General features: G+C 69.0%; 7 protein-coding genes and 6 pseudogenes. 3 read left to right on the top strand and 10 right to left on the bottom strand.

Features of this window, described 5'->3' with window-relative positions; genetic code table 11:
- The 3 pseudogenes from PV343_RS40265 to PV343_RS03355 form a co-directional block, all read right to left on the bottom strand.
- Nucleotides 1–192: pseudogene (locus PV343_RS40265) on the bottom strand (Tn3 family transposase); the annotation flags it as partial.
- A 16-nt stretch (nt 193–208) separates the two neighbouring features.
- Nucleotides 209–373, bottom strand: a pseudogene (locus PV343_RS40260) (Tn3 family transposase); the annotation flags it as partial.
- Nucleotides 374–389: 16 nt separating this feature from the next.
- Nucleotides 390–615, bottom strand: a pseudogene (locus tag PV343_RS03355) (class I SAM-dependent methyltransferase); the annotation flags it as partial.
- Nucleotides 616–924: 309 nt separating this feature from the next.
- Between PV343_RS03355 and PV343_RS03350 the strand changes: the two are divergent.
- A complete protein-coding gene (locus tag PV343_RS03350; protein ID WP_319145241.1) occupies nt 925–3,084 on the top strand; it encodes an NACHT domain-containing protein in 2,160 nt (719 codons plus the stop codon).
- 103 nt (nt 3,085–3,187) lie between these two features.
- Here the strand turns inward: PV343_RS03350 and PV343_RS03345 are convergent.
- A pseudogene (locus PV343_RS03345) lies at nt 3,188–3,313 on the bottom strand (low temperature requirement protein A); the annotation flags it as partial.
- 77 nt (nt 3,314–3,390) lie between these two features.
- Nucleotides 3,391–4,252: pseudogene (locus PV343_RS03340) on the bottom strand (IS5 family transposase).
- Between the two features lie 6 nt (nt 4,253–4,258).
- Between PV343_RS03340 and PV343_RS03335 the strand changes: the two are divergent.
- Nucleotides 4,259–5,149, top strand: a complete 891-nt coding sequence (locus PV343_RS03335) for a transposase family protein (protein ID WP_415923442.1) — start codon at nt 4,259–4,261, stop codon at nt 5,147–5,149.
- A gap of 4 nt (nt 5,150–5,153) precedes the next feature.
- On the opposite strand, the pseudogene PV343_RS03330 reads toward PV343_RS03335, so the two are convergent.
- Nucleotides 5,154–5,921, bottom strand: a pseudogene (locus PV343_RS03330) (IS701 family transposase); the annotation flags it as partial.
- Nucleotides 5,922–6,064: 143 nt separating this feature from the next.
- Here PV343_RS03330 and PV343_RS03325 point away from each other — a divergent pair.
- A complete protein-coding gene (locus tag PV343_RS03325; protein WP_319145239.1) occupies nt 6,065–6,433 on the top strand; it encodes a hypothetical protein in 369 nt (122 codons plus the stop codon).
- On the opposite strand, the gene PV343_RS03320 is transcribed toward PV343_RS03325, so the two are convergent.
- From PV343_RS03320 to PV343_RS03305, 4 genes are read right to left on the bottom strand one after another with little or no spacing between them, the layout of a single operon-like run.
- A complete protein-coding gene (locus PV343_RS03320; protein WP_319145238.1) occupies nt 6,425–6,712 on the bottom strand; it encodes a hypothetical protein in 288 nt (95 codons plus the stop codon). The genes PV343_RS03325 and PV343_RS03320 overlap by 9 nt on opposite strands.
- Nucleotides 6,712–11,418 (bottom strand): putative T7SS-secreted protein, encoded by a 4,707-nt coding sequence (locus PV343_RS03315; RefSeq protein ID WP_319145237.1) that lies wholly within the window; start codon nt 11,416–11,418, stop codon nt 6,712–6,714. Before PV343_RS03315 ends, PV343_RS03320 begins: the two co-directional genes overlap by 1 nt.
- Entirely contained in the window at nt 11,418–12,086 is a 669-nt protein-coding gene (locus PV343_RS03310; RefSeq protein ID WP_319145236.1) for a hypothetical protein, read from the bottom strand. The genes PV343_RS03315 and PV343_RS03310 overlap by 1 nt, the downstream gene beginning before the upstream one ends.
- Before the next feature lie 8 nt (nt 12,087–12,094).
- On the bottom strand, nt 12,095–12,943 hold the full coding sequence (locus tag PV343_RS03305; protein WP_319145235.1) for an SseB family protein: 849 nt from the start codon (nt 12,941–12,943) through the stop codon (nt 12,095–12,097).
- Nucleotides 12,944–13,200: the final 257 nt, after the last annotated feature.

Raw genomic sequence — 13,200 nt, 5'->3', positions numbered from 1 at the left:
GGCGTGCAGGGTCTGCACCGGCACGGTGAAACGCACGCCGTCGGCGGAGGCGACCAGCCCGCCGCCCCAGGCGCGGACGATGTCGACCTTGGCCTGCGCACCGATGAGCATCCCGTTGGCGGCGGAGATGGTTTCGGCCGGCAGGTAGCCCTGGTCGACCTGGACCAGGCGGGCGCGGGTCAGGGCGGGCACGTTCGGCGGCGACCGGGGTCAGGCCGACGTTGCAGGCCTCCGCGAGCAGCAGTGCGCACACGCTGACCTCGAAGTCGTCCATGTGCGGGTCGGCACCTGAGATGTGGGTGAACGCGGTCGTCATGCCGGTCAGCTCGGCGACCTCCAGCAGCAGCTCGGGGAAGTCGATCTTCGGCAGCATGCCGTTGGCCAGCAGCAGCTGCATCCCGACGGAACAAGGCGGTCCACAGGAACGTCACTCCGAGGAGCGCTGACTCGGGTGACTCCACCCGCGCGCGGCGCAGTTCGACCTCTACCAGGTCAGAGAAGATCCAGCGCAGCGATTCGGGGTGTGTAAGCGAGACCGTCTTGCAACTCGCGTTCACGGTAGAGGCTTGCGTCGGCGAGTTCCGAACCCATTTTGCCCTCGCCGGCGGCGAAGCAGAAGTCGCAGCTGCCCATGTGGCGTGAAAGGGCTTGACTGGTCGGCGCTGTCGGTGGACTACCAGCCCAATCACACTACCGAGCAACCGATTTGACACCGCAAGCACAACCGCAAGCCTGCGACACGAGGCCTCCCGGCCAGCTCGTTCGGATCTCGACAATCCCGAGCTGGGTAGGAGGCCCCGCCTTCATACCGAGTCACCGCACTCGAGCCGGCGTCCATCAAGATCGGTACGACAACGGCTTCTCAATGCAGAGAATTGGTAACAGCCCTGCGATGAACGGGTGGGGCAGGCGATGATCCCGCCCATGGAGACGAGGAGACCAGTCGGCTGGTACTGCCTGGGAGCCATCGGCGGGCTGGTGTGCGTGGCCGCTGCGTTTTGGACGCTGCGGGCGCTGACCAAGGGACACTTGCAGTACGGCGACGCCGCAGGGGTGCTGTCCCTATTGCCGGGCGTGTTGGGCACCGTCATGGGCGTGTGGGGTGTGCGGCTGGCAGTGGTCGCGCTACGCGAGGCCCGCACCGGTCCAGTGATCGCCGCTGACCTGGCCACGCGGGTGCTGACCACCGAGGATGCGGAGTACACGCAGCTCCTGGGCGGGGACCGGCAGGCGCGGAACGGTCCGATCGACCTCGCCTTCACCTGTACGGATGCCTATGGCGTGGAGGGCGCCGCCGGCCACAGAACCTTGAAAGACATCGCCGGATATTACCTGTCGGTTCGGCCAGCACGCCTGGTCATCACTGGCCCACCCGGCAGCCGCAGCAGCCGTGGACGGCGGCGCGAAGCAGGCGACGCAGGAGCAGGAAAGACCGTCCTGGCCATCGCCCTGGTGCTCGGTCTTATCCGCGACCGACGCGAGAGTCAGCCTGTACCGGTTCGGCTCGCAGCCACCGCGTGGCCGGGCACGCCGATCCGTGACTGGCTCACCCATCACCTGGTGCGTACCTATCACCTCGCCCCGCGGGACGCCCGCCGCCTGGTCCGCGACAACCTGGTGTTCCCGGTCATCGACGGTCTGGACGAAATGGACACCACGCCCACCCCCGGCCGCACCTCCCGCGCCGCGCGACTGCTGCGTGCCGTCGACCTCCACGGACACGCCGGTGAGAAGGCTCCTGTGGTGCTGACCTGTCGTCACGTCGCCTACGAGGCTCTCGTCGCCGCGGAGGCACAGCCGCAGAAGGCAACCCGGGTGCAGATCGCCCGGATCGACCCGGAGCGAATCGTGGAGTATCTCCGGGCACGGGTCGGGTACTCGCCACGAAATCTGGCCCGCTGGCAAACCGTCCTCGACGCGGTCACCCCGCCGACCAGTCAGCCGTCGGCGCGATCGCCGCTGGCAAGGAAGCTCGACAGCCCCTGGCGACTGACGTTGGCAGCCGTCGTCTACGAGGAACGCGGCGACGACGACAGTTTCCTGCGCGACCCGGCTGACCTCCTTACCCTCGCCCGCAGCGGAGATTTCTACTGCCATCTGCTCGACCGGTACATCAAAGCCGCCGTCAATGCGCCCCTCGGCGGCGACGGCGAGCAGGCGGTTCCCCGCGCCCGGATGATCCGGCTGGACCCGCAGAGGACCTGGCGTCATCTGGCGGCTCTCGCCCGCTACCTGAACGCCAACGCCCTGCACCCTCCCCGGCGGGTGGCTGGCCGGGAGCTGTCCGGCAGCGACATCGTCCTGCACGAACTGTGGCCCTTGGCTGGTGACCGGGCCCGCATCGTCGCCGCCATCGTCACCTACGTCATATTGCTTCCGTCCTCCATCACGTTCGGCATGTTCTGCGTGCTGCTGCACTGGTCGTTCGTCATTCCCTGCGTCGTCTCCACGCTCGCCCCCTTCGCGGGGATGATGTCTTACAGACGTTCCCGGCCGGAGCCCCGAGGGCTCGACTTCCAGCAACTGCGCAGCCGCAGTGGCCTCGTGGCGTTGGTCCCCGCTGTCACGGTGGGCACCGGCCTTGGAATCGCCATCGGCATCCGTGACGGGGCCGCGCCGGGGATCGCCTTCGGTGCTGTGAACGCGGTCGTCCTCGGCACCATCCTGGGTAGCGTCGTCCAGCGGGGAAGCAGTTCCGTGATCGATCCGCGGGCGCCCGTACGGGCTGACCTGACCGGCATGCTCATCATGGTGCTCGGGTTCGGCCTCCTGCAGGGACTCGCCAGCTTGCTCGGGTTCGGGTTCGCGGGCGGGCTCGGTGTTGCGGTCGGCGCCGTGTGCGGCGTCGCGTGGGGGCTCGCTCTCGCGGTCGCCTTCGGACTCATCGGCGGCCCGGGGCCGGTCGCCATCCGCTACATGGCCTTCCTGCTCTGCGCGCGCCACTTGCCCTGGCGGCTCGGCAGATTCCTGGACCGCTGCCACCAGCTCGGACTGCTCCGCATGGCGGGCATGGCCTATCAGTTCCGCCAGCGCGAACTACAGGAGCACCTCGCCAACCGCCCCACGGCACCCATCGGTATCTGAATCCCCGATCCGGTTGTCTCCCGCTCCGGGACGACCCGGTAGAAGGCAGAAGAGAGACGGCAGACGGCGTTCTGCCCTTGACCTGCGGTGGCTCGGGGATACCCGCGACGCAGACGAGCACGCCGACCATCTGCAGGAAGGTAAGCAGCCGGTAAGGCAGATCGTCGGCGTCGTAGGAGGCGAACCAGGGGAACAACATCCATGACCAGTAGATCCCTAAGAACACCATCAGATACGTCGGCGAAGGCGCCAGGATGTGGACCGAATGGCAGCAATGATTATGCCGTCGGTCCGGGCGCTGCAGCGCTAGAGCGTGTCGTCAAACGTCACCCACATCAGCAGTGATGCGAGGGTGACGGAGGCCTGGAAGGACTGGGCGGTCTTGTCGTAGCGGGTGGCGATGCCGCGCCATTGCTTGAGGCGGTTGAAGCAGCGCTCCACGACGTTGCGGTGCTTGTAGATCGCCTTGTGGAAGGCCGGGGGCCGTCCGCCGCGTCGGCCGCGGCGGAGCCGGTTGCGGATCTAGTCGGGCCGCTCGGGAATGGTGTGGGCGATGCTCCGCTCTCGCTCGCAGCCAGGTGCGGATCGCCTTGGAGCTGTAGCCCTTGTCACCGATGACGTGCGAGGGGCGAATGCGGGGCCGGCCGGGACCGAGCCGGGGCACGTGGATGGCCTGCATGACGGCGGTGAACTGGGTGCAGTCGTTGGTGTTGCCGCCGGTGATCGTGAAGCCGAGCGGGCGGCCCAGGCCGTCGCAGGCAAGGTGAATCTTGCTGGTCAGGCCGCCCCTCGACCGTCCGAGCCCCGGGGTGCGGAGCCCCCTTTTTTTTTCGGGCCCCGGCGGCATGCTGGTGGGCCCGCACGATGGTGGAGTCGACGGACACCATCCAGTCGATGACCCCAGCCGCATCCGCCTTCGCCTGGGCGGCCCGCAACATCCGATCGAAGGTTCCGTCGGCCGCCCACCGGCGGAACCGTGTGTGCAGGGTCGCCCAGGATCCGTACCGCTCGGGCACGTCCCGCCGGGCCGACCCGGTCCGGAACTTCCACACAATCCCGTTCAGGACACCATCCGGTCGTCGCCCCGCTTCCGCCCCGACTCGGCGCGGGGCAGCAGCGGCCGCACGAACTCCCACTCGGCGTCCGACAGTTCATGGCGACGTATCACTCAACCATGATCTACCATCGGCTGCTTACGGGGATCTCTCGGCGTCATCTCGCGCGTCTGATAGAGGAGTTGGCGGTGTCGTGGCAGGCCGGTCTGGAGGGCCGCCGTCATGCTGCGCGGGGTGGGGCCAGGAAGCGGGCCGCGGGTGCCGGCGCCCGTCACCAGCTGGTCTTCGTCGACCGGCTGGTGGCCACGCTGATCCATCTGCGGCACGACCTGCCGCACTCCGTGCTGGGGCTGCTGTTCGGCGTCGACCGCTCCACCATCATCACAGAGATACGTCCGCTCCTGGCGGAGCGGGGGTGCGCGGTTCCCGACCGTCCGGGCCTGCGGTTGCGGACACTGGCGGACGTGTTCGCCTACGCCCAGGCCGAAGGCATTGAGCTGCGGCTGGACGCCACCGAGATCCAGGTCCGCCGGCCCCCGGCCGGACGCGGTGGACGGCGCGCGTTCGTGTCCGGGAAGAAGAAGCAGAACTCGATGAAGGCCACCGTCATCGCTGACTGGCGGGGTCGCACGTTATGGACGGACGCCCTGCGGCCTGGCCGTATGCACGATGCCACGGCCGCCCGCAACGAAGGCATCGCCAGCTGCTTCCAGCACTGCCCCGAGGTCGAGGTCCTCCTGGACGACGGCTACCTCGGCCTGGGCCGCGACCACCGCGGGCAAGCGATCACACCGCCCAGAAAACCGCGTCCAGGATCACTACCCGGCAGAGTCCAGCAGTGGGAACGCGACCGCCACGGGCACTCCTCCGACCGCATCACCGTCGAACACGCCCTCGCCGACCATAAACGCTGGAAGCAACTGACCCGCTGGACCCACCGCCGCGACCGCCTGCCTGACACTTACCGAGCCATCGCCGGCCTCGTCCCCGACCGCACCATCAACGCCTGAAAAACCGGCCACGACCAGGCCAAACACAACCCGCCCCGCTATCACGCACCAACTCGTAAGCCGGCTGATACGGCTCGGCATCGGCAAGCCGCGCGATCTCTTTGGGATCCGCTGCCATGACGTAGGACCAGCCGCGTTCCTCCAGCGCGAGCCGGAAGGAGATGCTGCGGCCGTAGCCGGCATCGGCCACGATCACCGGCACTGCCAGGCCCTGCTCCGCAAGACGGTCCAGCAGCCCGAGCGCCAGTCGGGTCTTGAGGCATGCCCGACCTCGTCAGGGATCCCGGCCCGCCGTCGCCTGACGTGGTCACTGGTCCACTCCTCAGGCAGGAACAGTTCCCACTCCAACGGGCACGACGCGGTGTCGGTGGCGGCGTGCACGCTGACTGCGACCTGGCAGTTCGCCCGCTTGCCCAACGCCCCTCAGTACTGGCGGGCCACCCCGGCCGAGGCGGTGCCGCATTTGGGGAACGACACATCGTCGACCACCCATACCTCGGGGCGATCGCCTCGCACAACCGCTGGGCGATCCGCCGCCGAACCGGCAACGGATCCCACGGCGACTGGTTCACGAACTGCTGCAGGGCCTGCATGTTCCCGTCCGGCAACCGCTCGGCCATCGGCTGGATCGACTTGCACCGACCGTCCAACATCAGGCCCCGCAGATAACACTCGCCCCACCGCCGCTGATCCCGCCGCGGCACCGATCCGAGACATCACCCACGAACTCCGCTAACTCACCCCGGAGCCGTTCCACTTCCCCCAGCCTCACACCCCGAAGATGCCCATCACCAGGCAAGATCACCCGACGTAACGAAGCACTACTGGCTCCCGGCCCCGTCACGGTCCGACTGCCGCCGATCTCCCCGCCCCGGGCGAGCCCGGCACCACCCCTGGACCGAAAGGGCACCCCGCATGACCACCATCCCGCCCGGCATCACAATCCGCCCCATACAGGCGAACGAACTCGACGCCTACTTCGCACTCGTGCTGCTCGTCGACCTTTACGTCCCCGACGACCGCCTGCCTGCCCTGAAGGACGCCATCGGCCAGGCCCTCGATGGGCAGGGCGGACCCTTCACGCACGGTTTCAATCACTTCCTGTTCGCCGACACCACCGATGGCACCCCCGCCTCCACGGCCGGGAAGAAGGCCGCCGCCGAGAAGACGACGGCGAGCAAGTCGGCGGCCGAGTCGGCGGGTGGCAAGAAGGCGACCACGGCCAAGCCGGTCGCGAAGAAGACGGCGGCGAAGAAGACGGCGTCCCGGAAGCGGTCAGCGTGAACGGCGGTCGAAGGGGTCCAACGTCAGCGATTCGTGGGCGCTGAGCAGTCGGCATTCGCCGGTCGTGCGGTGCACCGAGATATTGGTGGGTCCGTAGAGGAAGTACTTGTCGTCCCTGGTGGCGACGTATTTCGCCCCCTGGAAGGCGAAGTAGAAGAACTCGCCCTTCTCCGCCCGGTATCCGTCCTCCTCGAACAGGGCGAGCTCGCACTCCGACTCAGCGCTTTTCTCCCGGAGGAAATCCTTGGCCAGCTGTTCCGCTTGCTGCATCGTGTACATCAGTTGGTCCTCATCAATTTGAACGACTTATAGAGCATGGGGTCGACGAATCCCGTCTGCACGTCGACGAAAAGTACCCGACCCTGGTGGTTTATGATGTGGAACACGTGACCGGGGTCATCTGCCCAGGGGCGTGCCGCGACTATGCCGCGCGCACCGTCACCGGAGTTCCGGATATGGTCGACCATTTCCCAGAAACCCTTGTGCTCGAAGCTGCCTCCGTACACGTGCTCCAGTCGGTCGAGTTGCTGAATTTTGATGTCTCCCGGCACGGGGCTTATTCCCTCGCCGCGAAGATAGCGCTCGAATGCGTCGACGGTGTAGGTGCAGTTCGTCATCCCTCCCTCGGGATTGAACTGCTTCGCCAGGTCTGCGAGATTCGGCGTCTCGTACGGCTTCGGCGGAATCGGTGACTTCTGGGGCGCGAGCCCGAGGGGATCGCAGAGGACCGAGGGGCGGTCCACGTACCCGACGGGGTTGGCCGCCGGAGCCAGGCCGAGCGGGTCCTGGCTGACGTACTGGCCCACCTCGGGATCGTAGTACCGGAGGTAGTTGTAGTTCAGACCCGTCTCGGAGTCGCAGTACTGCCCCGGGAAACGGAGCGGAGTGTAGGCGTGACTTCGCACCGACCAGGACAGCTTTCCCCAGTTCGTGGCCTGCGACCGCCAGGCGATCTCACCGGACTCATCGATCAGCTCGCAGGGAGACCCCGAGAGATCGGACACGATGGCGAAGAAGCGGGCGTCGATCTCCTCCTGCGAGGCCGTGGCCCTCGTCCCGCGCTCGCTCTGCGCCACCGCCTCCGCGCCGTGGAGGTGCCACGTCACAGTCACCGCGTCGCCCGAGTCCCCCCAGCTGGTCGTCTGCTCGCACAGCGAGACACCGTCCCAGGCGAAGTCGACCTGCTCCAGCACGTCGACGCCGTTCTCGGCCATGCGCTGCTTGCCGACGCGCCTGCCCAGCGCGTCGTACCGGTACCGCCACACCGTTCCGTCGGGAGTGACGACCTGGGTGAGCCGGTCCTCCGCGTCCCAGCTGTAGCGCCAGGTGTCCGGCTTGCGGGACAGCCGGGTCTTCTGGCGGAGTACCACCCGTCCCGCGGCGTCGTGCTCGTAGCGGATCCGGCCGGCGCGCACCAGGTCGGCGCCCCGGTAGGCCCGGTCGCCGCACCCGTCGTCCCCGAACCGGCGCCCGGGCCAGTCGGCCGAGAGCTGGTTGCCGAGCGCGTCGTAGGAGTAGGACTCCGCCCATCCCGCTCCGCTGACCCGGGTGGTCCTTCCCGCCGGGTCCAGCTCGTACCGCCGCACGCCGTTCAGCTGGTCGTGGACCTGGAGGAGACTGCCGTCCGCGCGGTACTCGTACGTCCTCGACTGGATACGCCCGCGTGCGTGGTCCACCGCCTGGGAGATCAGCCGGTTCATCGCGTCGAACGACCGGGAGACGCTCAGGGACTCACCGAACCGGCGGCCCACCTCCCGGCCGACCCGGTCGTACTCCAGCGCGATGACACGACCGTCGGCCGTGAGCCGGAAGGGCCTCCCCGTGGAGTCGTACTCCCACGTGCTCACGGCGCCCGACGGCGTCGTTCGGGCAGTGGGCCTCCCGGACTCGTCGTAGCGGTACGCCACTTCACGGTCGCCGATCCTCTCGGAGACCAGCCGCCCGTGCCGGTCGCGCAGGAGGGTCAGGTCGGTGTGGGCGTTGGCGGCCTGCGCGATCTGGTCGGTGAAGTCGTAGGAGTACGTCATCACCTCCCCGTCGACGGTCTTGCGAACGACCTGCCCCAGTTCGTTGTGCTCGAAGGAGACGACCTGCCCGAGCGCGTTCGTTCGCGAGACCAACTCGCCGGCCGCGTTGTAGGCGTAGCGGCTGACCCGGCCGCCGAAGTCGGTCTCCGTGACCAGCCGTCCGACCGCGTCGTACGCGTATGTCCACGACAGCCCCTGGGGGTTGGTCACCCGGGTCAGGCGGAGCTCCTTGTCGTACTCGAACTCGTAGCGGGAACCGTCGGGCTCGATGCGCGCGGTGAGCAGGTCGAACCCGGAGTACTCGAAACGGGTCACGCCGCCGATCGTGTCCGTGTGGGTGAGGCAGTTGCCCTCACCGTCGTAGGTCCACGTCTCCTCGGTCCCGTCCGGGTTCCGCCGTCGAGTGATCCTGCCCTCGACGGACCACTCCATCTCACCGGTCGCGCCCATAGGGTCCGTGATCGACACGACGCGGCCGAGCGCGTCCCGCTCGTACCGCATGACGTTGCCCGCGTGATCACGTACCTCGACGGGCAGGCTGGCAGGATCACAGCGTATCTCGGTCACCCGGCCGTACTCGTCGCACAGCGAGGTCAGGCGCCCGTACTCGTCGTACTCGAAAGAGGTCCTGCCGCCCGCGGAATCGGCGACCGACGTCCGGTTTCCGCGGTCGTCGAACTCCTGCCGGACGCTGCTTCCGTCCGGGCGCACCACACGGGTGAGCAGCCCGCGGGCGTCGTAGGAGAACGTCGTGCGCCGGCCGTCCGGGCGGACGATCTCCGCCAGGTTCCCCAGGTCGTCGTAGCGGTAGGACGTCGTACGGCCGACCGCGTCCGTCTCGGACAGCAGACGGTTGAACCGGTCGTGCGTGAAGCGGCGGGTGTGCCCCGCCGGATCCACGATGGCGACGATCTGGTGCAGGTCGTTGACGAAGTACTGGCGTACCGCGCCCTGCCCGTTGACCGCCGTCGTGGTCCGCAGCCCGGTCTCCGGGTCGCGTTCGCCGTAGGACAGCCGGAGGCTCATGTGCCCTTCGGTGCTACCCTGCGCGACGCACCGGTCCGCGTCGTCGTACGCGTACTCGTACGCGTGCCCGTTGGTGTCCGTCCATGACGTCACGCGGCGCGCCTCGTCGTAACCGAACCGCAGGGGCCGCCCGGAGGAATTCACGACCTCGGTGAGATTCCCCTGCGTGTACCCGTACCGGACCAGCCGGAGGTCGGATCCGCCCTCGCCGCCGCCGGCCAGGTGCAGGCCAGTGACCAGCCCGTCGGCGCTGTCGATCCGCAGGCGGTAGCCACCGCTGTGGACGATGGCCGAGGGGACCCCCGCCTCGTCGTACTCGAAGCCGATCCAGTTGCCGTTGCCGTCGTCGATCTGTACCAGCTCGGCCAGTGCCTCGTTCCGCTCGGCGAAGTGCCACACCCGCCGGGCCTGCGGATCGGTGACCGTGTAGCCGTCGGCCTCGCGGCTCAGGGGCCAGCGCGGGCCGTGCGCCGGCATGACGGGCAGGCCCGGCGCCGGGTGCGGGTAGGAGAGCCGCATCCCGTCCTCGTGGACGAAGGCGATGCCGGCCGGGGTGATGTCCAGCCGCTGGTCGACCGTGCTCGCCCACGAAGGACCGAACCGGCGCCCGTGCGTGTAGCCCGACTCCACCCGGCGCTTGAAGGCGAACTGCAGGGAACCGGGCAGCGTCACGTCGGTCTGGGCGAGGTACATCTTGCCCGTGGCCAGGTTGATCGGGTCCGTGCCCCCGGACTCGACGTCCCCCGGAGCCTGGCTCTCGGCCGCCCCCGGGGTCTCGGCGGCGGCACCGTCCGCTGCCGCGGTCTCGGCACCTTCGGCCGCGAGTGCTCCGTCCTCGGCCACCTCCGCGGCTCCGGCCCCGTCCGAGGCCACGGCCAGCGCGGCCTGGGGGAGCAGTTCACCGCCGAACTGGAACGGGTCCGACTTGAGCGAGTTCCAGGCCGACTGCAGGGCACGGTCGGGATGCGTGGCCATGGAGACCACGCCGCCGAGCAGCTCCACCTTGTTCTGCAGGAAGGCGGCCGGGTGCGTGAGGTTGTACGGATCCATCGGGTCGAGGCTGCGGGCGAAGTTCACGATGCCCGCCGTGCCCTTGACGGCGCCGGCGAGGAAATGCGCCGCGTCGACGCTCTGGGATGCCATGAAGTCCATCCCGTCCAGCTTCAACTGCCCGCCGAGCGACGGCTCCTTGGGAGCGTGCTGGAGCGCGGCCCGCAGTTTGGTCCCGGTCTCGCCGGCGATCCTGTCCCGCTGCCGCCGGGCCGCGTCGAGGATCTCCTGCGCCTCCTGCATCGCGTGCTCGCCGGGATCCTTCTCGGAAGGCCGCGGCCCCGGGTCGTCATGGCCCAGCTCCGCCTTGAGCCGGTACGCCTCCACCTGCTCGCGGTGCGCGTCTGAGGCGGACTTGCCCTGCTTGTACCGGCGGATGGCCTCCCTGGCCTGCCCCTGCGCCCATTCGATGGTGTCGGCGAAGCCGTTCAGTGCCCCGGCCGCCTCCTGGCAGGCCGCCGCGGCCTGCAGCCACTTAGCCGGATGCAGGGCGAACTTCTCCCGGAAGGTGTCCGCCGCCCGGCCCTTCCAGCCGCCCGAGTCCACGGCCTTCATGCCCACGCCGACCTCCTCGAAGGCGGTCGCGAACACGAGCAGGTGCTTGGCCTTGTCACGGATCGTGGACGGCTTGCCGTGGATCAGATCGGACGGCTCGACGTCCGGTCCCAGCTGCCGCTCGGCAACGTGCGCACCGAGATACGAGGCGACCCGGTCTCCGCCGTGCCGCACCTTCTGGGCCACGCCGTGCGCGCCGACCTCGTCGAACATGTCGCCGGTGAGGTCGGCTCCCTCGTCGACAAGATGCCCCGTCTCACGCTTGGCGTGGTCGAAGAGGTTCTTGCCCCCGCTCAGCAACTCGCCGCCGTACTTCCAGACCGACATCAGCCCTGCCCCTCCTGCTTCAGGCCGAGCTCCTTGTTCACCGCGGCGTTGTACTCGTCCTGGTCGACACCGAGCACGGTCGGTACGCTCTCCATGCCGGGCAGCGTCTCGGTGGTCACCACGTCACGTGCCATTCCCTTGAGAACCTGTTCCGAGGCCGAGGCGCCGTCGCGGAAGGACTTCTCGCTGTAGTCCGGATGCAGCCACGCGGGCGTGGCCAGCTGCCGCCAGCTCTGGCTCTCGATCTGCTGCTCGGAGGCGTACGGGTTGCCTTCCAGGGAGTTCAGCCCGACCTTGAAGGAGTTCTTGACGAGCTGGTCCGTCTGGTACATGGTCCCCGCCGACAGCCCGACCGCCTCCGCGAACGCGTTGCCCTCGTCGACCAGGGCCCGCACCCCCCATTGCCAGCGCTCGCAGAACGAGTGGAAGTCGGCCCCGACGGACTCGTCGCCGATCGTCATGCCGTCCATCTCCAGGTCGTCGAAGCCGCGCCCCACGCCCGACCAGCCCACCTTGTCGGTGAAGCCGAGCTTGCCCAGCTCGCCCAGGGCCTTGTTGATCCCGTCGGCGATCATCGCCAGCCCGACGACCCGCAGGTCAGGAGCCCCGCCCGGAACTCCGCCGAAACCTTTCTGCCCCTCGCCGGCACCGCCGCCTGCCGCAGGCATCGCCCCCATTACTGTTCCTCCTGCCTGCCCGGCCCAGCGGCGCCGGGCGACGAATCATGGGGGCCCGGCGATGCAGCGGCGCCGGGCGACGAATCAAAGGAGCCGGGTGAGGCCGCCGGGCCGGGCGACGAGCCGGGGCCGCCGGGCCGGTCCACCGCGACCTCCTCCGGCACCACGCCCACCACCGGTGGCAGCACCAACCCCCGTGCACCGTCGGCCGCGTTCACCAGCACCCCGCAGGGCATCCCGGACTCGGCCACCGTGGGCACGGCCGCATCCAGCAACGCCGCGCCCCACACGCCGCGGTACGGCCACTGCCGATCCCCTTCTCCACGGGCCACCGCGAACCGCGCCAGCGCGGCCTCCCCGGTGAACGCGAGAATCCACCGCACCCCGCCCATGTCCACCGTCAGCGGAGCGACCCCGCCGCCCTGCCCGTCGGGCGCTCCGACCGGCACCAGCACCTGCGACCGCCGGAACTCACCCAACTGTGCCGGGAACTGCCGCCGTCGCGCCCGTGCGGCTTCCTGTTCGAGAGGGGACCCGTCCGGTGACGCGGCAGGCGCCGGTCCATCCGCGTGCTTTGCCGGAGCGACGCCTGTCCGTGCCCCGCCCGGAGCCTCCGCGCCCTCGTCGCCGTCCGGCGGTTCGGGGGCGGCCCCGGCTCCCGCCCTCCCGGCGCCCGGGCCCGTACGTTCGGTGTCCGGGCCCTTACGCCCGGTGTCCGGGCTCTTACGTCCGATGTCGAGCACCGTCTGATCGGCGATGTCCGTCAGCCGCGACCGCGGCGGCCCCAGCACGCCTGCGCTCGCTCCGGCCGGGCCGCCGCTCCCCGTGTCCCCTGCGTCGTTCACCATCAAGTCCCCGTAGCAGGACGGCCATTGCGACCAGTCCAGCGATCAAACTTCGGCAGCTTCGCACACGGGAATCACCTGTCGCAACGCGGTACGGCCAAGCACGAGCAAAGGAATCACCAAGATCGCAGGTGTCGGCCCGCCGCACTCGGCGTGCCCCTAGGCGCTCACCGAGGGGCGAGGGCGAGCCGCAGCACGATCTCGCCGTCGTCGATCTCCTATCTTGACGTGCGCTGGCCGAGCAGCTCGCCTCCCGCGCA

This window comes from Streptomyces sp. WI03-4A, from assembly GCF_033792105.1.
Classification (GTDB): domain Bacteria; phylum Actinomycetota; class Actinomycetes; order Streptomycetales; family Streptomycetaceae; genus Streptomyces; species Streptomyces collinus_A.
This window is presented reverse-complemented; position numbering and strand designations above follow the sequence as displayed.